General features: G+C 64.1%; 10 protein-coding genes (1 of these 10 running past the window's edge). 3 read left to right on the forward strand and 7 right to left on the reverse strand.

Going from position 1 to position 23,645, the window contains the following annotated elements:
- A protein-coding gene (locus IB266_RS07925) for a non-ribosomal peptide synthase/polyketide synthase (protein ID WP_225613462.1) crosses the window boundary here: on the forward strand, nt 1-9,519 show its 3' portion. The gene continues 2,970 nt to the left of window position 1, outside the view; only the last 9,519 of its 12,489 coding nucleotides appear in the window; the start codon falls outside the window, past its left edge; it ends in the stop codon at nt 9,517-9,519.
- Nucleotides 9,520-9,770: 251 nt separating this feature from the next.
- On the forward strand, nt 9,771-10,733 hold the full coding sequence (locus tag IB266_RS07930) for an alpha/beta hydrolase (RefSeq protein WP_192260836.1): 963 nt from the start codon (nt 9,771-9,773) through the stop codon (nt 10,731-10,733).
- A 378-nt stretch (nt 10,734-11,111) separates the two neighbouring features.
- Here IB266_RS07930 and IB266_RS07935 read toward each other — a convergent pair whose 3' ends face one another.
- The 5 genes from IB266_RS07935 to pvdM form a co-directional block, all read right to left on the reverse strand.
- Nucleotides 11,112-13,562, reverse strand: coding sequence for a TonB-dependent siderophore receptor (locus IB266_RS07935; protein WP_192260837.1), 2,451 nt, complete (start codon nt 13,560-13,562; stop codon nt 11,112-11,114).
- 104 nt (nt 13,563-13,666) lie between these two features.
- The gene (locus IB266_RS07940) at nt 13,667-15,316 is read right to left on the reverse strand and encodes a cyclic peptide export ABC transporter (RefSeq protein ID WP_103309315.1); all 1,650 of its coding nucleotides are present in this window, start codon (nt 15,314-15,316) and stop codon (nt 13,667-13,669) included.
- A gap of 226 nt (nt 15,317-15,542) precedes the next feature.
- Nucleotides 15,543-16,418, reverse strand: a complete 876-nt coding sequence (locus IB266_RS07945; protein WP_192260838.1) for a formylglycine-generating enzyme family protein — start codon at nt 16,416-16,418, stop codon at nt 15,543-15,545.
- 33 nt (nt 16,419-16,451) lie between these two features.
- Nucleotides 16,452-17,732 (reverse strand): aminotransferase class V-fold PLP-dependent enzyme, encoded by a 1,281-nt coding sequence (locus IB266_RS07950; RefSeq protein ID WP_192260839.1) that lies wholly within the window; start codon nt 17,730-17,732, stop codon nt 16,452-16,454.
- Nucleotides 17,729-19,099 carry a pyoverdine-tailoring dipeptidase-like protein PvdM gene (pvdM, locus tag IB266_RS07955; protein WP_192260840.1) on the reverse strand — a complete coding sequence of 457 codons (1,371 nt, stop codon included), beginning with the start codon at nt 19,097-19,099 and terminating at the stop codon, nt 17,729-17,731. The genes IB266_RS07950 and pvdM overlap by 4 nt, the downstream gene beginning before the upstream one ends.
- 269 nt (nt 19,100-19,368) lie before the next feature.
- On the opposite strand from pvdM, the gene IB266_RS07960 reads away from it, so the two are divergent.
- The gene (locus tag IB266_RS07960; RefSeq protein WP_060741402.1) at nt 19,369-20,985 is read left to right on the forward strand and encodes a hypothetical protein; all 1,617 of its coding nucleotides are present in this window, start codon (nt 19,369-19,371) and stop codon (nt 20,983-20,985) included.
- 217 nt (nt 20,986-21,202) lie between these two features.
- Here the strand turns inward: IB266_RS07960 and IB266_RS07965 are convergent, their stop codons facing one another.
- Together IB266_RS07965 and IB266_RS07970 are read right to left on the reverse strand one after the other, a co-directional pair.
- A complete protein-coding gene (locus IB266_RS07965; protein WP_192260841.1) occupies nt 21,203-21,529 on the reverse strand; it encodes a DUF6124 family protein in 327 nt (108 codons plus the stop codon).
- 720 nt (nt 21,530-22,249) lie between these two features.
- Complete coding sequence (locus IB266_RS07970; protein ID WP_192260842.1) at nt 22,250-23,644, reverse strand: efflux transporter outer membrane subunit; 1,395 nt, start codon at nt 23,642-23,644, stop codon at nt 22,250-22,252.
- Nucleotide 23,645 lies beyond the last annotated feature (1 nt).

Raw genomic sequence — 23,645 nt, forward strand, 5'->3', positions numbered from 1 at the left:
GCCCAGGGCGCCCTGCGCGACAGCCTCACGGCCCAGCTCAAGGTCAACCTGCCCGACTACATGGTGCCGGCGCACATGGTGGTGTTGCCACGCTTCCCGCTGACGCCCAACGGCAAGCTGGATCGCAAGCAGTTGCCCAAGCCCGATGCCAGCCAGTGGCAGAAAACCTATGTCGCGCCGCAGACACCCGTGCAGCAGGCGGTGGCGACGATCTGGGCCGATATCCTCAAGGTGCCGCAGGTGGGCCTGGACGACAGTTTCTTCGAACTGGGCGGCCATTCCTTGCTCGCCACCCAGGTGATGTCGCGTGTTCGCCAGCAACTGAATATCCAGGTGCCGTTGCGCCTGTTGTTCGCCCATAACAGCCTGCGGGCGTTTGTCGAGGCCATGGGCACGGCATCGGCCCACGATGAACCGGGCATTCCACGCATTTCTCGCGACCAGCCGCTGGCGCTCTCGTTCGCCCAGCAACGGCAGTGGTTCCTCTGGCAACTGGAACCCACCAGCAGCGCCTACCACATTCCGGCGGCCCTGCGTTTGCGCGGCGCCCTCGACCGTGCGGCGCTGCAACAGAGCTTCGATGCACTGGTGGCGCGTCACGAGAGCCTGCGTACCCGCTTCATGCTCGACAATGAGCGTCCCGTGCAAGTGATCGACGAACCAGCGCCGCTGGCCCTGGCGGTCGAATCGCTCGAAGCCGGCGTCGATGAACGTACCTTGCGCGGCTTGATCGAAGCCGAAACCCGGCAACTGTTCGATCTGCAGCGCGGTCCGTTGCTGCGGGTCAAGTGGCTGCAACTGGGCGCTGAGGACCATGTGCTGATCCTGACCCAGCACCACATCGTGTCCGATGCCTGGTCGATGCAGATCATGGTCGACGATCTGCTGCAGTTGTACGCAGGCTTCAGCCAGGGCCAGCCCGTGGCGCTGGCACCGCTGCCGATCCAGTACGCCGACTATGGCCACTGGCAGCGGCAGTGGCTGGCGGCAGGGGAGCAGCAGCGGCAACTCGACTACTGGATCGAGCAGTTGGGTGGCGAGCAACCGATTCTCGAACTGCCGACCGACCATCCGCGTCCGGCCCAGCAAAGCTATCGTGGCGCACGGCTGCCCATCTTCATCGAACCGGCCCTGGCCGAAGGCCTCAAGGGCCTGGCCCAGCAGCACAACAGCACGCTGTTCATGCTCTTGCTCGCCGGCTTCCAGACCTTGCTGCACCGCTACAGCGGCCAGGACGACATCCGCGTCGGCGTGCCGATCGCCAACCGTAACCGGGTGGAAACCGAGCGTCTGCTGGGCTTCTTCGTCAACACCCAGGTGCTCAAGGCCGACATCGACGGCAACCTGCGATTCGACCAGTTGCTCGATCAGGTCAAGCAACGGGCCCTCGGCGCCCAGGCCCACCAGGACCTGCCGTTCGAACAACTGGTGGAGCGGCTGGAGCCGGCGCGCAACCTGAGCCATACGCCACTGTTCCAGGTGATGTTCAACCATGCCAGCGATGCCCGCCGGGACCTGTCGGCGTTGCCGGGCCTGAGCCTGGAGCAACTGACCTGGGACTCGGGCACCGCCCAGTTCGACCTGACCCTGGACACCTTCGAGTACGCCGATGGCCTCAGCGCCGCGCTGACTTACGCCAGCGACCTGTTCGAGCCGAGCACCATCGCCCGCCTGGGTGAGCACTGGCTGAACCTGTTGCGCGCCATCGTCGCCAACCCGACCCAGCGCATCGCCGAGCTGCCGATGCTGGACAGGGCGCAGCGGCGCCTGATCGTCGAGGACTGGAACCGCACCTACGCCGACTACCCGAACCATCTTCCGGTTCATCATTTGATCGAAGCCCAGGTCGAGCGTGATCCCCACGCCGAGGCGCTGGTGTTCGAAGGGCAGTCGCTGAGCTATGCCCAGCTCAATGCCCGCGCCAACCAGTTGGCCCACGCCTTGATCGAGCGCGGCGTCGGCCCGGATGTGCTGGTGGGCATCTCGGTGCAGCGCAGCGTGGAAATGGTGGTCGGGCTACTGGCGATCCTCAAGGCCGGTGGCGCCTACGTGCCGCTGGATCCGGAATACCCGCCGGAACGCCTGGCCTACATGATCGAGGACAGCGGCATCGAGCTGTTGCTGACCTGTGGGAGCGAGCTTGCTCGCGATAGCGCTGGTTCAGTCAATATTGATGTTGAAGGTGAGGGCCTCATCGCGAGCAAGCTCGCTCCCACAGGAGGGGACGGTGTCACCACGTTGCTGCTGGATGGGGATGACGACTGGTTGCGGGACAAGGCCACCGACAATCCGCCTGCCCGGGCCGTCGCCCAGAACCTGGCCTATGTGATCTACACCTCCGGCTCCACCGGCAAACCCAAGGGCGCCGGCAACAGCCACGGCGCCCTGACCAACCGCTTGTGCTGGATGCAACAGGCCTATGGCCTGGAGGCCGGCGACAGTGTCTTGCAGAAGACGCCGTTCAGTTTCGACGTGTCGGTCTGGGAGTTTTTCTGGCCGTTGATGACCGGCGTGCGCCTGGTCGTCGCGGCACCGGGCGATCATCGCGATCCGCAGAAGCTGGTCAGCCTGATCGAACGGGAAAGCATCACCACCCTGCATTTCGTGCCGTCGATGCTGCAGGCGTTCGTGCTGGATGCCAACGTCAGCCGGTGCACCCGTCTGACCCGCATCGTCTGCAGCGGCGAAGCCCTGCCGGTGGATGCCCAGCAGCAGGTGTTCGCCAAGTTGCCCAATGCCCGGCTGTACAACCTGTACGGCCCGACCGAAGCGGCCATCGACGTGACCCATTGGACCTGCCGCGACGAAGGGCGCGATGCGGTGCCGATTGGCGAGCCGATTGCCAACCTGATGACGTACATCCTCGACGATGAACTCAACCCGGTGCCGAGTGGCGTCAACGGCGAGCTGTACCTCAGCGGCCAGGGCCTGGCCCGCGGTTATCACCGCCGTCCCGAACTGACCGCCGAGCGTTTCGTCGCCAGCCCGTTCGTGGCCGGCGAGCGGCTGTACCGCACCGGTGACCTGGCGCGCTATCGCCCGGACGGGGTGATCGATTACGTCGGTCGGATCGACCACCAGGTGAAGGTCCGCGGGTTCCGTATCGAATTGGGTGAGATCGAAGCGCGCCTGCTTGAACATGCAGCGGTGCGAGAAGCAGTGGTGGTGGCCCAGGACAGCCGCAGCGGCAAGGTGCTGAGCGGCTACGTGGTCGCCCAGGCCGGTGAGGCCAGCGACTGGCCGCTGTTGCGCGAAGCGCTGCTGGCCCATTTGCGCCTGAACCTGCCAGAGCACATGGTGCCGACGCACCTGACCCGCCTGGAACACATGCCGCTGAGCCCGAACGGCAAACTCGACCGCAAGGCGCTGCCGGCACCGGACCTGGCCGAGCGCCAGGAAGCCTTCACGGCACCGGTCAACGCCATCGAGCGGGCACTGGTGGACATCTGGCAAGGGGTGCTTGGCGTCGAGCGGGTGGGCACCGCCGACAACTTCTTCGCCCTGGGCGGCGACTCGATCAACTCGATCCAGGTGGTCAGCCGGGCGCGTGCCCAAGGCATCGGCCTGACTCCCAAGGACCTGTTCCTGCACCAGAACATCCAGGCCCTGGCGCGGGTTGCCACGGCGACCGATGAAGGCGTGATCGACCAAGGCCCGGTCACCGGCGAGAGCCTGCTGGTGCCAATGCAGCATTGGTTCTTCGCCAGTGATATCCCGCACCGCGACCACTGGAACCAATCGGTCCTGCTGACCCCGCGCGAACCCTTGGACATCGCCCACCTGCAACAGGCCCTCCAGCACGTGGTGGCCCATCACGATGCCCTGCGCCTGCGGTTCACCCAGGCCAACGATGGCCGCTGGCACGCCAGCCATCAGGCCGTGGATAAGCAGCCGCTGGAGATCTGGCAACGCACCGCGCAGGACGCCGCCGAGATCATCGCCATCGCCGACCAGGCCCAACGCAGCCTCGACCTGCAACACGGCCCGTTGCTGCGCTGCAGCCTGATCGCGGTGCAGGACGGCAGTTCGCGCCTGCACCTGGCGATTCATCACTTGGTCATGGACGGCGTGTCGTGGCGGGTGCTGCTGGAAGACCTGCAAAACGTCTACCGCCAACTGCGGGCGAACCAGGCGCCGGCCTTGCCGGGCAAGTCCACGGCGTTCAAGGCCTGGGCCGCTCAGTTGCAGGACTACGCCCACAGCGAAACCCTGAACAAGGAACTGGATTACTGGGTCGGGCAACTGGACCAGCCCCTGCCGCCGCTGCCACGGGCCCGCCCCGAGGGCAGCCAGGCCGCGGCCCATGGCCGTTCGGTGAGCACGCGCCTGGATGCCACCCAGACCCAGCGTTTGCTCAAGCAGGCGCCGACGGCCTATCGCACCCAGGTCAACGATTTGCTGCTCAGCGCCCTGGCGCAAGTGGTCTGCCAATGGACCGGGCAACCGGCCTGCCTGGTGCAACTCGAAGGCCATGGCCGCGAAGAACTGTTCGATGGCATCGACCTGAGTCGTACTGTCGGTTGGTTCACCAGCCTGTTCCCGGTGTTGCTGACGCCGGCCAGCGACCCCGCCGAGTCGATCAAGCGGATCAAGGAACAACTGCGGGCGGTGCCGAACAAGGGCCTGGGCTACGGCGTCCTGCGTTACCTGGGGGCCGAAGCGGTCCAGCAGCGCCTGGCAAAACTGCCGCCAGCGCGCATCACCTTCAACTACCTGGGGCAGTTCGACCAGAGCTTCGATGAGCAGGCGCTTTTCGTGCCGAGTGAAGAGGGTAGTGGCGCAGGGCATGGCGATGACGTGGCGCTGGGCAACTGGCTGACCATCGACGGGCGGATCTTCAACGGCCAGTTGACCCTCGACTGGACGTTCAGTGGCGATGTTTTCGACGAGGCCACGCTCCAGCGGTTGGCCGATGCCTACGCCGTGGCGTTGCAACAACTGATCGATCACTGCTGCACCGACGGGCACTTGGGCCTGACACCTTCGGACTTCCCGCTGGCGCGCCTGAGTCAGGCGCAACTCAATGGCCTGCCGGTGCCCGTGGCGCAGGTGGAGGACATCTATCCTCTGTCGCCGATGCAGGACGGCATGCTGTTCCACACCCTGGCCGACGACAGCTCCGGCTTGTACATCAACCAGATCAGCCTGCCGGTGCATGGCCTGGACACCGAGCGTTTCGCCCGGGCCTGGACGTCGGTGATCGAGCGCGAAGACATCCTGCGCACCAGTTTCCACTGGCAGGATGGCTTGAGCGCGCCGGTGCAAATCGTCCATCGCCAGGTTGAGTTGCCGTTGCAGATTGAAGACTGGCGTGGACAGGACATCAGCGAGCAGGCGATCAGCGCCCGGGCGACCGCCGACTACCTGGCCGGTTTCGACCTGAGCCGCGCGCCTTTGCAACGGGTGTTGTTGCTGCGCCTGGAAGACGATCGCTACCAGATGATCTGGACCTGCCATCACATCCTCATGGACGGCTGGAGCAGTTCGCGGTTGTTCGGTGAGGTGTTGCAGTTCTACGCCCATGGGCAGGTGCCCAGCCGCAATGGTCGCTACCGCGAGTTCATCGAATGGCTGCAACGCCAGGACCAGGGCGCGCTGGAACGTTTCTGGCGCAGCCGCCTCGACACCTTGGAGCAGGCGACTTCCCTTAACCAGGCGATGTTCCCGCGGCATCTTGAGGCATTGCCGGGGCACGAGGCGCTGTATTCGCGCTGGGACGTGGCGCAGACCGCTCGCCTGCAACAGGCCTGCCGCGCCTTGCAGATCACACCCAATACCTTGATCCAAGGGGCGTGGTTGCTGTTGCTGCAACGCTTCACCGGGCAGAACACCGTGGTCTTCGGCGCCACCGTCGCCGGGCGTCCGGCGGGGCTGGTCAACGCCGACAACATCCTCGGCCTGTTCATCAACACCTTGCCGGTGATCCAGACCCTGGACCCCGAACAGCCGCTGGATCAATGGCTGCAACAGTTGCAGGCCTACAACCTGGACCTGCGTGAGCATTCCCATGCGCCACTGGCGGACATCCAGCGCTGGTCGGGCCTGGGCGGGCAGGGCTTGTTCGACAGCATCATCGTGTTCGAGAACTACCCCATCGACGAACGCCTGGGCGACCAGCAGGACACCGGCCTGAGCTTCGGCGAGTCACGCAATCATGACGTGACCAACTTCCCGATGGACCTGGCGGTCAACCTGGGTGAAACGCTGTCCATCGAGTACCTGTTCCTGCGCAACGCCTTCAGCGTCGAAGCGGTGGAGCGAATCCGCCGGACCCTGGAAAACACCCTGGAAGCGATGATCGATGCGCCCCACGTGTGCCTGGGCAACCTGCAGCGCTTGTCGCTGGAACAGTGGCAAGCCTTCGCACAATGGAGCGCGGCGCCGAACGGCTGCTATCAGGCGCAGTTGTTACCGGAGCTGATTGGCCGGCATGCCCAGTCGCGTCCGCAGGCCACGGCGCTGGTGTGTGGCGACGACTCGCTGGACTATGGCGAACTGGAGCGCCGGGCCAACCGCCTGGCCCACCGTTTGATCGAACTTGGCGCCGGCCCGGAAGTGGTGGTCGGCGTGGCCCTGGAGCGTTCGGTGGACATGGTCGTGGCGCTGCTGGCGGTGATGAAAAGCGGTTCGGCGTATGTGCCGCTGGACATCGATTATCCACCCGAGCGCCTGGCGTTCATGATCGAAGATTCGGCCATGGCGCTGTTGCTGACCCACAGCCGGGTGCAGGCGCGCCTGCCGGATCTCGACGGTCTGGCGCGCTTGGCCATCGACGGTTTCGACAGCCGCGGCTACAGCGATTTGCCGCCCCACAGCGGTTTGCTCGGCGGCAACCTGGCCTACCTGATCTACACCTCGGGCTCCACCGGTCGACCCAAAGGCGTCGCCGTGGCGCACGGGCCGATGAGCATGCATTGCCAGGCCATCGCCGGGCTGTACGACATGGACGAACAGACCCGCGAACTGCATTTCATGTCGTTCGCCTTCGACGGCGCCCATGAACGTTGGCTGAGCACGCTGTTCAGCGGCGGCACCCTGGTGATTCGCGACGGCGCGCTGTGGACGCCGGAGCAGACCTTCGACGCCTTGCACCGCCACGGCATTACCATCGCCTGCTTCCCGCCGGCCTACCTCAAGCAACTGGCCGAATACGCCGCCAACAGCTCACTGGCGCCACCGCCGGTGCGGGTCTACTGCTTCGGCGGCGATGCGGTGCCGGACCAGACCTTCGAGCAAGTGAAGGCGGCGTTGCGTCCGCAATTCTTCACCAACGGCTACGGCCCGACTGAAACCGTGGTCACGCCGATGCTGTGGAAGGTGCCGGCCAGCGAACGTTGCGAAGCCGCCTACGCGCCGATCGGGCGTGCGGTGGGGGAGCGCGCCTTGTATGTACTGGACGACAACCTCAACCCGTTGCCGCCAGGCATTGCCGGCGAGTTGTACATCGGTGGCGCGGGCATCGCCCGTGGTTATCACCGCCGCCCGGACCTGAGTGCCGAGCGCTTCGTACCGGATCCGTTCGGCCAGCCGGGCGATCGCCTGTACCGCAGCGGCGACCTGGTACGCCAGCGCGTCGATGGGGTGCTCGATTACGTCGGCCGTATCGACCACCAGATCAAGGTGCGGGGTTTCCGCATCGAACTGGGAGAAGTGGAGGCCAGCCTGCGGCAACTGGACGACGTCAGCGATGCGTTGGTGATCGCCCGCGACAGTGCTTCGGGCAAGCAACTGATCGGCTACGTGGTCACCCCCGATGGCGTGGCCATCGGCGATCGGCTCAAGGCCGAGTTGCGGGCGCAATTGCCGGATTACATGGTGCCGGCCCAGGTCATCTGCCTGGAGGCGTTGCCGGTCACCCCGAACGGCAAGCTCGATCGCCAGGCCCTGCCGGAGCCGGAATTCAAGGGCGCCGAGTATGTGCCGGGGCGTAACCGCGATGAGCAACTGTTGGCCGAGGTCTGGGCTGATGTGTTGCAAGTCGAACGGGTGGGCATCACCGACAATTTCTTCGAGTTGGGCGGTGACTCGATCCTCAGCCTGCAAGTGGTCTCGCGGGTGCGTAACCATGGGGAGCTGAAGATGGAGCTCAAGCTGCGGGACCTGATGCGCGGCCAGACCATCGAGGCGATTTTCGACCAGCGTTCGAACACGTTTGCCGTGACGGTCGAGGACGTGACCCAGGTGGCGACCGAAGGGCAGTTCAACCTGATTCCGATCCAGCAATGGTGGTTCGACCAGCGCATGAGCGAACCCCATCATTACAACCAGGCGTTGATGCTGCGGGCCCGCCAAGGGTTGAACCTGACGGCACTGGAATTGGCCTTGCGCGGCATGATGCAGCAGCACGATGCCTTGCGCCTGCGCTTCAGTGAAGTCGGCGGGCGCCACCTGCAGCATTACCAGGCGCTGGAGGAGATGCAGGCCCAGTGGGCCAACGAACCTTTGCTGTGGCAGCACAGCGTGGCCGATGAAGCCGAGTTGGAGTTGTACGCCGAGCAGGTACAACGCAGCCTTGATGTGCACAACGGGCCGGTGTGGCGCACGGCGCATGTGACCCTGGGCAGCGGTGAAATTCGCGTGCTGATGGTGATTCATCACCTGGTCATCGACACGGTGTCGTGGCGTTTGCTGCTGCAGGATTTGCAGACGGCTTATGCGGCCTATAGCGACGGCCAGACGCCGAACCTGCCGATTCGCACCAGCAGCTACCGGGCCTGGGCCGAGGGCCTGCAAGCCTATGCGCGGGACTATCCGGCGCCGGAAAAAGCCTGGTGGCTGGAGCAGATCGACCAGCCGGGCAGCGAGTTGCCGTGCGACAACCTGCGGGGCAAGAACCAGGTGCAGTACCAATCGGTGGCGCATTTGAGCCTGTCGGAGCAGCACACCCAGCAGTTGCTCAAACAGGTGCCGGCGGTCTACCAGACGCAGATCAACGACGTGTTGCTGGCGGCGCTGAGCCGGGTCTTGTGCCGCTGGAGCCAGCAGCCGTCGGTGCTGATCCAACTGGAGGGGCATGGGCGCGAGGACCTGGTCAAGGACATCGACCTGAGCCGCAGCCTGGGCTGGTTCACCAGCATGTTCCCGGTGCGCCTGACCCCGAGCCATGAAGCCGACATCGGCACCTCGGTGCGGGCGGTGCAACGGCAGTTGGCCGCCGTGCCGAACAAGGGATTGGGCTATGGCGTGTTGCGCTACATGAGCGGCGAGCCGATGGCCGCCACCCTGGGTCGCGCGCCCCAGGCACGGGTGACGTTCAACTACCTGGGGCAGTTCGACCAGAGCTTCGACGACAAGGCGTTGCTGGTGCCGGCGGCGGAAAGCTACGGCAGCTGCTACAGCCCCCATGCCGCGCTGGGCAACTGGCTGGAAGTGGTGGGGCAGGTGTACGACGGGCGACTGGCACTGCGCTGCATCTTCAGCACCCGCCGCTACCGTGCCGAGACCGTCGAGGGGTTGATGCGCGCCTACCAGGAGGAACTGGAGGCGTTGATCGAGCACTGCGTGGCGCAAGCGGCTTAAGGATCGGGGCGGGTTTATCGTTATACAAAGACGAGCCGGATGTAGGAGCTGACGAGTGCAACGAGGCTGCGATCTTTCCTCAGACGCTTGAGTCCCAAGCGCAGAGTCAAAAGATCGCAGCCTTCGGCAGCTCCTACAGAGCGCAATTCAGCGGGACGTATGGCGTTTCGCTAAATCCCCTCACCACAGGGTTTTGCATGAGTCTGAGTGGCTCATCTTTTACCCATGGTTTTACATAAGGAACCCCTGCGATGTCCTTGCATCCGGAACTCAACGCCTTTCTCGACCTGGCCGAAGAAAGCCAGGCCGACGGCCCCGGGCCGTTTCACCTGTCGACGCCGGCCCAGGCCCGCGAGGCGTTCGAGCGCACCACCGGGCAATTGCGCTGGGACGCTCCGGCGGATGTGCAGTGCGCCGCTCACGCAGTCACCGCCCGTGACGGCGCGACGCTGGCGCTGCGTCTGTATCGTCCCGCCACGGCTTCGGCCCAGACGCTGCCGGTGCTGGTGTATTTTCACGGCGGCGGCTATGTGGTCGGCAGCCTGGCATCCCACGACGGCGTCTGCCGCGAATTCTGCGCCCGGACACCGTGCGTGGTGTTGTCGGTGGGCTATCGCCTGGCCCCGGAACACACCTTCCCGACCCCGCTGAACGACGGTGCCGACGCCCTCGACTGGCTGGCCCGGCAGGCTCGCGCCGAAGGCCTGGACGTCAGCCGTGTGGCGTTCGGCGGGGACAGCGTCGGCGCGACACTGGCGACGGTGCTGGCGCTGCAAGCGGCCCTGGAACCGGCCTCCCTGGCGATCCAGCCGTGCTTTCAGTTGCTCTGTTACCCGGTGACCGATGCGTCCACCAGCAGCCCGTCCACCGAGCTGTTCGGCGAAGGGTATCTGCTGGAGAGCGAAACCCTCGAGTGGTTCTACCGGCACTACGCCAATGAGCCCACCGATCGCCTGGACTGGCGTTTCTCGCCGTTGCTGGCGCCCGGTTGCCCAGGCCTGGCCCCGGCCCTGATCGCCCTGGCCGGCCATGACCCGCTGCTCGACGAAGGCCGCGCTTACGCCCGGCGTTTGCAGGCGCAGGGGGTGAGCGTGGAACTGATCGAATACACCGGCCTGATCCACGACTACCTGCGCTTGCAGAGCGTGGTACCGGAGATTGACGAGGTGTACGCGCAATTGAGCCAAGCCTTGCGGAGTGCACTCACCGCCTGAAACACCACAATCCCTTGTGGGAGCGAGCTTGCTCGCGATAGCGGAGTGTCAGCCAAGATTATTTTGCTGATCCACCGCCATCGCGAGCAAGCTCGCTCCCACAGTTGTTTTGGGGTGGTCTCAGGATTTGCATATGCCACACATCCTCTGTGGGAGGGTTTCAGGATTGGCAGGCATAAAAAAACCGGGCCAGGCCTAATGCCGGTCAGTTAATCCCCAAACCCGTGGGAGCAAAGCTTGCTCGCGATTGGGGGGTGCCAGTCGACAATGTCATTGACTGGTCCGCCGCCATCGCGAGCAAGCTTTGCTCCCACAGGTTTTGAGTCGTTTGATCCTTAACTGACTGGCATTAGGGCCAGGCCCGGTTTTGGGTGTTGTTTAGAAGTCGTAGGTCACGTCCAGCGAGGCCACGCGTTCCTGGCCGTAGTAGCAGCCGAACGAGTAGTTGCAGTGGGACACGTACTCGCGGTCGAAGACGTTCTGCACGTTCAGGCTGGTGGTGACGCCACGCAGGCTCGAGGTGGCCTTGCCCATGTCATAGCTGATGGTGGTGTCGAACACGGTGAAGGCCGGTACGTCGAACGAGTTGGCCGCGTCGCCCGGCTTGCGGCCGGTGTGGCGGGCGCCTGCACCGAAGGTCAGGCCATTGAGAACGGCCTGGGTGAAGTGGTAGTCGACCCACAGCGTGGCGGAGAACGGTGCCTGTTGCTCGCTGCGGTTGCCCTCGTTGCCGTAGTTGTCCTTGGTGTAGAACGAGTCGAGGTAGGTGGCGGCGGCCATGACGTCGATGTTGTCGACGGTGGATTTGACTTCCAGTTCAACGCCCCGTGAACGCACCTGGCCCGACTGGATCGAGTTCTGCGGATCGGCGGGGTCGGCGGTGACCAGGTTCTTCTGTTTGATCTGGAACACCGAGGCGGTAATCATCGTCTTGTCGAACGGCTGGTACTTCACGCCCACTTCGTATTGCTCGCCTTCGGTCGGCTTGAACGACTCGCCAGCGGCGTCTGTGCCCACGGTCGGCAGGAAGGACTCGGAGTAGCTGATATAGGGCGCCAGGCCGAAATCGGTGACATAGGTCAGGCCAATCCGGCCGGTGAACTTGTTGTCACGCAGTGAGGAGACGGTGCCCGCCAGCAGGTCCTTGTTGTCCACTTCGGCCCAGTCCTGGCGACCACCCACGGTCAGGATCCACTTGTCCAGCTTGATCTGGTCCTGCAGGTAGACGCCGGTCTGGCGAACGGTGTTGTCCCACTGGGTGTCCAGCGTTGGGGTTACGCTGCCGGTGTCGTAGTTGTTGTTATTGCCGTACAGGTCGATCGGCACGACGTTGTAGGCGTTGTAACCATCGTACTTACGGTTGAAATGCCGATAGTCCACGCCCGCCAGGGTGGTGTGTTCCAGGGCGCCGGTATTGAATTTGTATTCCACGTTGTTATCGACGGTGTAGGCGGTGTTGTGCTGTTGCCAGTCAAGTTTTACCCGGTTGGCCTGGGTCTGGTCAGTGACGCCACCGGTGGTGACGAAGCTGCGCAGGTAGAAGCCCCGGTACTGGTCGCGCACATCGGTGTAACGCGCAGTGGAGCGGAATTTCAGGTCGTCGGTGATGTTGTGGCTGAAGTCGTAGCCCAGGATGAACTGATCACGCTTGTAGTCGTTCCACCGCGTGTCGCCGGAGAAGAAGTCCCGGTCGATCCGCTGGCCGTTGGGGCCGCGCTCCAGGGAACCGATCCGCGGCAGCGCCTGATAGTCCTCCAGGCCATCGTCGCGCTGGATCTGCGCCAGCACGGTCAGCGAGGTGTCTTCGTTGGGCGCCCAGGTCAGGCTCGGTGCCAGCAGCATGCGTTCGCTGTGGGTGTGATCGACCTGTTGGTTGCCTTTTTTCGCCACGCCGATGACGCGGTAGCTGAATTCCTTCTGGTCGTCGATCGGGCCGCTGGTGTCGAACGCGCCGTTGACCCGGTTGTAGCTGCCCGCGCCCAGCTTGATCTGGCTGCGCTGTTCCGTGGTCGGGCGCTTGGAGACCATGTTGATCAGGCCGCCGGGCTGGTTCTGCCCGTACAGCACCGACGAGGGGCCCTTGAGCACTTCGATGCGCTCCAGGGTGTACGGGTCGATTTGCGGCGCGCCGCCGAGGCTGCCGGCATAGGGCAGGTAGGCACCGTCGAGGTATAGCGGCGTGGGCGAGAAACCCCGGCTGGTGATTTCGTCGGCGATGGCGTTGCGGTCGGTGAAGCCGCCGGTGTTCAGGCCCGGCGTGTAGCGCAAGGCCTGGGTCAGGTTGCGTGCGCCCTGGGTGGCGACCTGCTCGGCGGTGACCACGTTGATGGTCTGCGGGATCTCCAGGATCGGCGTGTCGGTCTTGGTGCCGGTGGCGCTGCGGGTGGCCACGTAGCCGTCCACCGGGCCGTAGGCGGATTCCGCGGATTTACCGGTGATGGTCGTGGCGCCCAGTTCCAGCGAATCCCCGGCCTTCCTGGCGCGCACGCTGACCGTGTTGCCCTGGATGGTGAACATGACGCCGGTCCCCACCAGCATCTGCGACAACGCTTGAGCCGGCGACAACCGGCCGCTGACCGGTTGGCTGCGCAGGCCCTGGACATCATCGGCACTATAGAGCACTTGCATGTTCGATTGATTGCTCAATGCCTGCAGGGCGCTCGCCAGCGACTGCGCCGGAATGTTGAGATCGACTTCCTGTGCCTGGACCTGTGCGCTGAACGGCATGGCCAAGGCCAGGCTGAATGCGGTGGCGCTGAAGCCTGGTTGCAGCAGGCGGCGCATGATCAGTGCCTTGGTAAAACGTGGAATCCCCGGAGTTGCTGGCATGTGTTTCACTCTTGCAGGTTTTAGTTTTAATAGGGGTGTAGTTGTCATCAATTCTTAATTAGGACGCACGACCCAGAAAAAACCAGAATGAGAATCGTGATTATTTACGCGGATTGCAGTTCGGTGACCACCCGGCCGGCTTCCATGCGCACCAATTGGTCGGCCACGTCGAAGTAACGGTCGTCGTGGGAAATCACGATGATGGTCTTGCCCAGGCGCTTGAGGTCCGGCAGCAGCTCGGTGTAGAAAATCCGCCGGAAGGTCGGGTCCTGGTCGGCGGCCCATTCGTCGAACACCAGCACCGGGCGTTCTTCCAGCCACGCATTGACCAGTGCCAGGCGCTTGCGTTGGCCGGTGGACAGGTCGGTGGTGGTGAAGGCGCCGTCGCGCACGCTGACCTTGTGGGCGATCTCCAGGCGTTGCAGGTATTTATTGGCGTCGTCCGGGATATGGGTGTCGCCCTGGACGATGTCGTCGAACAGGTAGTAATCGGCAAAAATCGTCGTGAACAACTGGCGATAATCGTCGCGGGTCACGGCTGTCACGACGTGGTCGTTGAGGCGGATTTCTCCTTGCTGCGGTGCGTACAGGCCCAGCAGCAGCTTGATCAGCGTGGTTTTGCCACAGCCGTTTTCACCCACGATGAACACGATGTCGCCCTGGTCGATCTTCAGGTTCACCGGTCCCAGGCGGAACGGCGTGGCGCCTTCCACCGCCGGGAAGCTGTAGGCCACATTGCTCAGTTCCAGGGTCTGCACCGGGGTTTTCGGCTGGCCTTGGTCGTTGAGCAACAGGTGCGGTTCAGGGGATGAAAACTGTTCCGACAATTCGGCGATGCGGCGGAAGGCGATCTGCGCGCGGCTGACGATCGGCAGGGTGCCGATCAGGTGTTCCAGCGGGCCTTTCATGTACAGCAACACCAGCACGAAACCACTCATCACCGCCTTGTCGGCGCTCGGCCACAGCGATTGCAGGGCCAGGGCCAGGCCGATCACCACGAAGAACAGCATCGAGCCGAAGGTCTTGGCGATCACGAAAATGTTCACCGAGCGGATCTGCGTGTCGCAGATCTTGTCGGCGGTGTGTTCGATGCCCGAGACGAACATGCGTTGCCGCCGGGGGCGATGGATACGCAGTTCCTTGGCGCCTTCGGCGATGGCGTTGTAGTGCTTCTGCAATTCGTCCTCGGAATCGCGAGCCTCCATGAAGCCCTTGATCCCACGACCGCGGGCGATGTACTGGACCACGGTGCCGATGACTATCGCCACGACCATCATCAGGAACATCGGCCACGACAGCATGGCCAGGTAACCCATGCAGCCGAGGGTGACGGTCAGGGAAATGGCCAGGGGGGCGAAGGCGAAGGCGAAATCGCTGATGGTGTCGACGTCGTGGGTCAGCACCGGGATCAGGCGATGGCTGCGGTAGCGTTCGATCTGCTGGATGGGCGCCGACAGGACTTTTTCCCCCAGCTCCTTGCGCAGCTTGGCGATGATCTTCTGGCCGACGTAGTTGGTGCCGATGTCGGAACAGATGGAACTGACCAGGGCCAGCAGGCACAACCCGGCGAACACGCCCACCACGGTGTGGCTCAGCCCGCCGTCGGCGTGCAGCACCTTGTTGATGGTCGCCAGCAGCACGGTCACGCTCAGGCCACCGACCATGCCCAGCAGGATGGCGCCGATGACAATCAGCCGAAAGGGTTTGAGCAGGGTGAACAATTCATTGATCACCCCGCGTTTTGGTTGGCTCATGGAGGTTTCCCTGCTAGATGAAAAGGGCGAAGGCCATCGCGGGGCATTCACCGCATGGGCTGGAGGACGCAGGCACGCTGGATTGGGTTGTGCCCATCTTTAGAACGATTGGAGGAGAAGGGAATTTATCCTGTGGGAGCAAGGCTTGCCCGCGATGAAGGCAATACGGTTTTCTGTGAAATCCAGGTGTCTGCATCGCGAGCAAGCTTTGCTCCCACAGAGGCGCCTACATATCCCGCGCCACCCGAAAACCGATCCAGTCCCCCCGATTGCCCGGTACCAGCGCGTTGCGGTTGCCGGAGCGGGAGAACACCGGCGCCTCGCCCCAGTCGTTGCCGCGGATGCGTTTGAATTCGCACTTGCCAGTCAGCCAGGCGCTGCCGTCGCTCGGGGCGCCCACATAGTTTTCGTTGTAGCAATCGGCGGTCCATTCGTAGATGTTGCCGTGCATGTCGTACACGCCGAAGGCGTTGGGCGCGAAGCTGCCGGCCGGGGCGGTGAAGTTGTAGCCGTCGGCCGCGCCGTAGGTGTTGGCGTGCTGGGCGATGCTGTACTCCTTGCCTGCATCGAACGGGAAGGGGAACGGCCCGGTGCTGCCGCCGCGTGCCGCGTATTCGCGCAGGGACTCGCTGACCAGCCGGTATTGTTTGCCGGTTTTTTTCGACAGCCACGCCACATAGGCATTGGCCTCGTCGAAGTCCATGCACACCGCCGGGTGTCGGTCGGTGTATTGCTTGCGCGGGTCGCTGCCCTGGTAGTCCGGGATGCCGGCCTTGCACGCTCGACCGGGACGTTCATCGCCGTCGGGCATGGTGTAGCCGGTGTCGCGCAGGTAGGCGAACCATTCGCCCTTGAGCACCTGGAAGCGACTGATCGCCAGGGGGTTGGCAAACGTCACCGGGTGCAGCGGGCCTTCGTCGGGCTCGCGTCCCACTTCGTCGTCCGGGGTGCCCATCTGGAAGGTGCCGGTGGGCAGCACGACCATTTCCGGGCAATCCTTGCAGTCGCGAAAGACCTGGCCCGGTTGCGATGCCTGGGCGCCGGAGGGCAGCAGGGCGGCGAGGGTCAGTGCCGGGAGTAGCTTCAGCGAAAAACTGTTCATCCATCTCTCTCGATAAGGTCAAAAAGGTTCGGCTCAGAGCGTTTTGCCCAGCAACCCCATGAAGCGATCGATCTCGGCTTCGGTGTTGAGCAACCCCGGCGCGGTGCGGACCACCGGTCCCGCATCGCGGTGCACGGCGTCGGCGATCACGCGGTTCTTCATCAGGTAGGCGGCGACCTCGTCGCTGTCGCGGCCCTTGATCCGGAAGAAGGTGAAGCCGGCGGACAGCTCCGGGCTCATGGGGGTGATCAGCTCGATCTGCGGCTGTGCCACCAGCTGTTTTTTCAGGTAGCTGTTGAGGGCGTGGATCCGCGCCTGCACGTCGGCCTTGCCCAGTTGCAGGTGCAGCTTGAACGCTTCGTCGGCGGCCCAGCGATGCTCGAAGGCGTGATAGCCCCCCGGGGTCATGACGGTGGAAAACGTCGTGGCTTCGGAAAAGGTCGGAATGATCGGCGTGACGTACTTGAGTTCTTCGCTGCGGCTGCACACCAAGCCGGTGCCGCGTGGGCCGAACATCCACTTATGGGTGCCGGCAATGAAAAAGTCGCAATTCATGGCGGGGAAGCTCAGGTCTTCGACGCCGAAACCGTGCACGCCGTCCACCACGTAAATGATCCGTTGTTCATCGCTGCGGCCTTGGTTGTGCTTGTCCACCAGGGCGCCGATCTTGTCGATCGGCAGCTTCACGCCGCTGCCCGAATGCACCCAGGTCATGCCCAGTACCCGGGTTTCGGGGCGGATGTTGCGGTCGATGGTCGTGAGGATCTGTTCATGGCTGGCGTCGTGGGCGTTGTCGAACAGCTTGATCTTGCGCACCCGGGTGCCGCTGCGTTGGGTGCGCAGGTCGAGAATGGTGTGGGTGGCGTAGTGTTCGTGGGCGGTGGTGAGGATTTCCTGGTCGGCCGCCACGTGGACGCCGCCATAGATGATCGACAGGCCTTCGGTGGTGCTGCCGGTGAGAGCGATTTGCGCAGGACTCGCTTGCAGGTAGCGGCCGGCCCAGGTGCGAACGTTTTCCTCACGCTCTTCGGTGACGCCCAAGTCCCAGTCCATCAACAGCCCCGGGTTTTTATCCAGGGCGGCGCGGTGCCGGTCGATGGCTTCGCGCACCGGGCGCGGGTGGGTGGTGACCAGGAAGTTGGAGAAGTGCAGGTAGTCCGGGTCCTGGTTGAACAGCGAGCGCAATTGCGCCCATTTGTTCTTGGGCAGCGGTGCCAGCGGATCGGTGCTGGCCGTGGCGGGCAGGCTGGCGGCCAGGGGCAGGCCGGCGGCGAGGATCCCGGCCTGCTTCAGGAAGGTGCGACGCTCATTCATGGCTGGGCCGCCTTCTGGGTCGAGGCGATGGCGGGGCGGGCGGCTTTCTGCACCTGATCCCAGACCCGCAGGAAATTGCCGCCCCACAGTTTGGCGATGTCGGCTTCGGAGTAGCCGCGGGTCAGCAGCTCGGCGGTGACGTTGCGGATGTCGCCGACGTTCTCCCAGCCTTTCACGCCGCCGCCTTCGTTGAAGTCCGAGCTGATGCCGACGTGGTCGATGCCGATCTTGCGCACGGTGTAGTCGATGGCGTCCCCCAGGTCCTTGAGGCTGGCCTTGGGTTCTTCTTCGAGGATGCCGTAGAGCTGGCCGGCGTATTCGCCGAACTTCTGTTCCGGCCAGGCGGCGATGATCGGGTCGCCGGGCATCAGCGCCATCGCCAGGTTGGGCAGTGGCGGCAGGTCGAAGCGTTCGCGTAGGGCGTTGAGTTTGTCCTGGGTCTTTTGCGTCAGCGGGCGCAGGTACTGGGAGAAACCGACGATCTGCACCACGCCGCCGCTGGCCTTGATCAGTTGCATTTCCTTGTCGCTGAGGTTGCGCGGTATGTCCACCATCGCCCGAGGTGCCGAATGAGAGGCCACCAGCGGCGTGCGACTCAGTTGCGCGACTTGTTCCAGGGCCAGGGTCGACATCTGCGACACGTCGATGATCACGCCCAGGTCGTTCAGGCGTGTCACCGCTTGCTTGCCGATGTCCGACAGGCCGCCCAGGGCATCGGGCGAGTCGTTGAAGAACGGCAGCGGGCGGGAGGAGTCGGCCCAGTCGTTGTTGCCGATGTAGCTGAAGCCGAACATGCGCATACCCCGCGCCGTCCACAGGTCCAGCAGGCTCAGGTCATGGCCCAGGGGGTAGGCGTTGAGCATGCTGATGAAGATTGCAAACTTGCCTTCGCCGTGCAGGCGGCGGAAATCATCCGGGGTGTAGGCGATGGCGACCTGGTTGGGAAAGTCCCGGACCAGGCCGGTGATGATCTTGTAGCGCACTTCCTGCTGGTTGCGCGCTTCCTCGACAAAACCGGCGGTGGGCTTGTGCGGCGCGTTGGGCCCGTTCCACAACTCCGGCCAGCCGAACACCGTCAGGGCCGCGCCGGACAGATGGCCGCGGTTGGCTTTGACCAGGTCGAACTGGCCGCTGCCGTCCTTGTCGGCTTCATTGCCGGCGGTGCCGAAATCCAGCGGCACGGTGATGTGGCTGTCGAAGGACAGCAGGCGTTCGTGCAGTTCCCTGGCCTCTTTCATCACTTTGACCGGGTAGCCGGGGTTGTCCCGCCACCAATGGTCCCAAGCCGCGACGCCCGCACCGACGGCCAACGCCAGGGCCAGGGGCAGGCCAATGAAAAGAGCCTTTTTCGAACGAGGTGTTGTCATTGCCGATCTCAGTCAGGTTCGCCTTGGAAGGACAGGCGCGGGGCCTTTGCTATCTGGGAAGAACGAGTGATCGGGCGGGAAATTTAGGTGCTCTCGGGGCCGCCATCGCGAGCAAGCTTTGCTCCCACAGGTGAGCGCATTCCAAATTCTCCCTGTGGGAGCAAAGCTTGCTCGCGATGAGGCCCTCACAGTCTCCCTATAAATTTGTCAGCCCACCCATCGTTCTAGCTTGGATAAAGCCCGCTCCAGGGCTGGACACAGGTAAGGCAATGACGATTTCTCGACGATGGTTCATGGCAGGCCTGGCGCTGACCGGTGCCGCCGTGCCTGCGGTGTATTACGGGCATCGCGAACTGACCCGGCCGGACCCGACCATTACCCCCGGCGAGGCCTCGTTCGACGTGGCGGACGTGGCGGGCCAGCGCCGGGCCGATACGTTGCGGGGCATCTGGACGATCCGTTTCACCGGCCGCGACGCCGGTCTCGAAGGCTTGCCGCAGGACGATCTGCAGATCTTCCTCGATATCGGCCAGAGGGGCCGTGGCCTGGTGGGTTACCTCGACAGCGCCGAACGTTTACGCGGTGCCGATGAGCCGCGTTATCGGGTGTTGGGCGACCTGGCCGGAACCGACCCGAAGCAACTGAGCTGGCGGCTGATGGGCGCTCGGCACGATGCGCCGGACTATGAATTCATCATGACCCTGGACGAAGTCTGGGCCGGTTTCGGCAATGCCGGCAGCGCCACCCTCAGCGGCCGGGTGTTGCGCCTGGACCGTCCCTTGGCGTTGCTTGAACAGGACAATCACTTCATCGCCGTCAAGCAGCGCTTCCCCGAGGCGCGGGAGCGCACGCCGCTGAGCCCGGCGCTGCTGGCCTGGCTGGTGTCGCCCGAGCATCGGCTGTTTCACCAGCTCTGGCATGCGTCGCGGGACAAATGGCACACCCTGGACGAAGACAAGCGCAACGCCCTGCGCGGCATCGGCTGGCAGCCCGGCCCACGGGACCGGGAGCGTGATGCCCGCGGGCCGCGCAAGGATCGCAATGGCTCGGGCGTGGACTTCTTTTTCATGCACCGGCACATGCTCGGCACCGCCCGATCGTTCCAGGCACTGCCGTCGTGGCCGCGCTTTCCCTTGCCGCAACCGGAGCTGGAACGCGATCGCCTGGGGTTCGCCCGCTACCTCGATAACCACGATGGCACGTCCTTGCCGCCGACCTGGCTGGCCGATGGCGACGAGCAGTACGCCCAGTGGGTCAGCGACATCAAGACCGCCGAGACCTACCACAGCAATTTCCAGGTCTGGGAATCGCGTTACCGCGACCCGCGCTACCTGTCGAAACTGACCCTGGGCCAGTTTGGTTCGGAAGTGGAACTGGGCCTGCACGACTGGCTGCACATGCGCTGGGCCTCGGTGCCGCGTGACCCGTCCAACGGCCACCCGGTGCCGTTCGCCCGTGACCCGGCGGACTTCGCCCAGCGCTGGTACGCCCCGGAGAATGACTTTCTCGGCGATCCGTTTTCTTCCCACGTGAGCCCGGTGTTCTGGGCCTTCCACGGCTGGATCGACGACCGCCTCGAAGACTGGTTCCGCGCCCACGAGCGTTTCCATCCGGGGGAAGTGAGCCGGCTCGAGGTCAACGGTGTGCCCTGGTTCGCCCCGGGCCGCTGGGTCGAAATCGCCGACCCCTGGCTGGGCCCGGACACCCACGGTTGCAGCACCACGCCGGGGCTGCAGGTTGGGCGCTCGGTGGAGATGGACCCGGAAACCATGAAACTGGCCTTGCGCATCACCTTCGGCAGCGATGACAAAAAGCTCTCCGAACTGTTCCGCCGCGTGCCGCAACGGCCGTGGTATGCGCGCAATCTCAAGAGCAAGCCGGTGTAAATCCCGCCATCCCAAAAAGCTGAAGTGAACGCCGTTGTGGCGAGGGAGCTTGCTCCCGCTGGGCTATGTAGGAGCTGGCGAAGCCTGCGATCTTTTGATCTTTCGCTTGAGACTCAAGTGTCTGGGGAAAGATCGCAGCCTCGCTCCGCTCGTCAGCTCCTACAGGCCCAGCGGGAGCAAGCTCCCTCGCCACAGGTATCACTTGGCTTGAGTGCGTTTAGCGCGGTGCGGCGATGTCCAGGGCTCGGTTTGCCAACAGTTCTGCCAACTCGATCATTTGCTGGATGCCCAGCGCAAAATGGCGCCGCGAGCCTTCCAGTTCAAAGGCCTGCTCACTTGCCATGACGTTGACCGAAGCGAGGGTTTCGCTGAGGTTGGCCAGCAGGCATTCCATGTCCGCGCCTTCTGCAACAGTGAACAACTGGCCCGGTGCTGGATTGGGTTTTTCGGGTTTGGGGTCGAGGTAAAAGGCGAGGGCGCGGTCGGCGGCTTCGTCGAGTTTTTTGGAGTCGTCTGCGGGGGGATTGGGGGTGATCTTGAACATGGTGCAGCTCCTGATTATTCAAAGGGCGCTGCCAGACATCACTTGCAGATGATGGGTGGCAGCTATGCGCGGGTCTGCAAGACCGGGAAATCAGGAACCCGGCAGACCCGAAGGTCTCCCACACATAGCCGCCATGGAACGAACACAGATGTGTCGACCTTTGGCTATGCGCCTGATATTCGTCGGGCTTGCAGACCCGATCACTGATGAACAGTGACAGGGAACAAGTTATCGATGGGGTGCCAGGCGCACAAGCCGGCGGATTCTGGCGCAGTTGTAGGTAACGGCGCAAGGCGATGTAGCCTCGCTCGGGAGTCCTACATGGCCGGATAAACAGAACCAAAGCCGAACACCCTTTGTAGGAACGGGAATTATCTGTGGCGAGGGAGCTTGCTCCCGCTGGGCGTGTAGGAGCTGGCGAAGCCTGCGATCTTTTGATCTTTCGCTTGAGACTCAAGTGTCTGGGGAAAGATCGCAGCCTCGCTCCGCTCGTCAGCTCCTACAGGCCCAGCGGGAGCAAGCTCCCTCGCCACAGGTATCACTCAGCTCGACCATCTGCTGGATCCCCAGGGCAAAACTGTGGGAGCAAGGCTTGCCCGCGATGCAGGCACCTCGGTCTCCGGAAACCGTGTCGCCTTGATCGCGGGCAAGCCTTGCTCCCACAGGGGATGAGTTTCCCTCTCCTTCGTTTGTCTCATGGCTTGAAAGTGTGTTCGAGGCCTACATCACCCGCCAACCCCCACCCAACGCCTTGTACAGCGCCACGCTCGCCTGTACCCGCGCCAGCCTTAACTGCACGTTCATGTCCTGGGCGGCGTACAGCGTGCGTTGGGTTTCCAGCACGGTGAGCAGGTCTTCGGCGCCGGCCTGGTAGCGGCGCTGGGCGATGTCGAAGGCGGTCTGGGCCTGGTGCAGTTCTTCGCTTTGCCATTGCCGTTGCTGGTCCAGGCCATGGATGCCGTTGAGGGCTTTTTCGACGTCGGCGAAGCCGTTGATGATGGCTGCACGATAGAGCTCCAGCAGTTCCTCCTGGCGGGCGGTGGCTTTGTCCCGTTCGGCACTCAGGCGGCCGTTGTTGAAGATCGGCGCGGCCAGGCCGGCGGTGAGGTTGTAGACGTTGTTGCGCAGCAACTGGTCGGCGATGTCGGCGCCGGTGGCCAGGCTCAGGCCGAGGGTCGCGGTGGGCAGCATGGCGGCGCGGGCCACGGTGATGTCGGCCTGGGCGGCAGCGAGGCGCGCTTCGGCGGCGGCGATGTCCGGGCGGCGGCGCAGCAGTTCGCTGGGCACGCCGGCGTCGATGGCGGGCCAGTGCAGGCGGTCGAAACGGTCGTCGTCGAGCTTGATCGACTGCACCGGCTGCCCCAGCAGTGTCGCCAGGGTGATCACGGCCTCCCGGGCCTGTTGCTGCACTTGGGGCACGCGGCGTTGCTGGGCCGCCACCAGGCTTTTTTGCTGGGACAGTTCCAGGGCCGTGGCGCTACCGGCGTCGTAGCGGGTCTGGACCAGGTCGAGTACGCGCTGGGCGTTGTCCAGGTTCTGTTCGGCGATGCGTTGTTGCTCGCGCAGGGACAACGCCTGGGTGTAGCTGTTGGCGACGCCACTGAGCAGGGTCAACTCCACGGTCGCCCGGTCGAACTGGCTGGCCGACAACGTGCTCAGCGCACTGTCCCGGGCCGCCCGCTTGCCGCCCCAGAAGTCCAGCTCATAGGTGGCGCTGAGGTTGGCGTCGTAGTAGTCGATGGTGCGGTTGTCCCGGTCGACGTCCAGTTGGCTGTAGCCTTTGCCGTGCAACAATTCCTGGCGATTGCCGTTGAGCCCGGCCGTGACCGCCGGCAGCAACGGCGCCCCGGTGATCACCGCGCTGGCCTGGGCCTGGCGCACCCGGGCCATGGCGGCGGCCAGGTCGTGGCTGTCCCGGCGCGCCTGTTCGATCAAACGGTTCAATGGCGGGCTGCCGAAGTGCGTCCACCATTGCTGGTTATCCGCTTGGGCGCTGGGCGTATCGAGGTGTTGCCAGGCCGGTGGCGGTTGGATGCCGCTGTCCGGTGCCGACGCAGGGGTGGCGCAGGCTGCCAGCAACAGGCTGGCGGCCAGGAGGGTCAGGTGCGCTTTCATA

Origin of the sequence: Pseudomonas sp. Pdm06 (assembly GCF_014851795.1) — a bacterium.
In the GTDB taxonomy this organism is placed as follows: Bacteria; Pseudomonadota; Gammaproteobacteria; order Pseudomonadales; family Pseudomonadaceae; genus Aquipseudomonas; species Aquipseudomonas fluorescens_AA.

Bases quoted from the DNA above. Each gene is read 5' to 3' on its own strand.
- IB266_RS07940 (WP_103309315.1), bottom strand. From the start codon at position 15,316: ATGAGCCAACCAAAACGCGGGGTGATCAATGAATTGTTCACCCTGCTC.
- IB266_RS07960 (WP_060741402.1), top strand. From the start codon at position 19,369: ATGACGATTTCTCGACGATGGTTCATGGCAGGCCTGGCGCTGACCGGT.
- pvdM (WP_192260840.1), bottom strand. From the start codon at position 19,099: ATGACAACACCTCGTTCGAAAAAGGCTCTTTTCATTGGCCTGCCCCTG.
- IB266_RS07950 (WP_192260839.1), bottom strand. From the start codon at position 17,732: ATGAATGAGCGTCGCACCTTCCTGAAGCAGGCCGGGATCCTCGCCGCC.
- IB266_RS07935 (WP_192260837.1), bottom strand. From the start codon at position 13,562: ATGCCAGCAACTCCGGGGATTCCACGTTTTACCAAGGCACTGATCATG.
- IB266_RS07965 (WP_192260841.1), bottom strand. From the start codon at position 21,529: ATGTTCAAGATCACCCCCAATCCCCCCGCAGACGACTCCAAAAAACTC.
- IB266_RS07970 (WP_192260842.1), bottom strand. From the start codon at position 23,644: ATGAAAGCGCACCTGACCCTCCTGGCCGCCAGCCTGTTGCTGGCAGCC.
- IB266_RS07930 (WP_192260836.1), top strand. From the start codon at position 9,771: ATGTCCTTGCATCCGGAACTCAACGCCTTTCTCGACCTGGCCGAAGAA.
- IB266_RS07945 (WP_192260838.1), bottom strand. From the start codon at position 16,418: ATGAACAGTTTTTCGCTGAAGCTACTCCCGGCACTGACCCTCGCCGCC.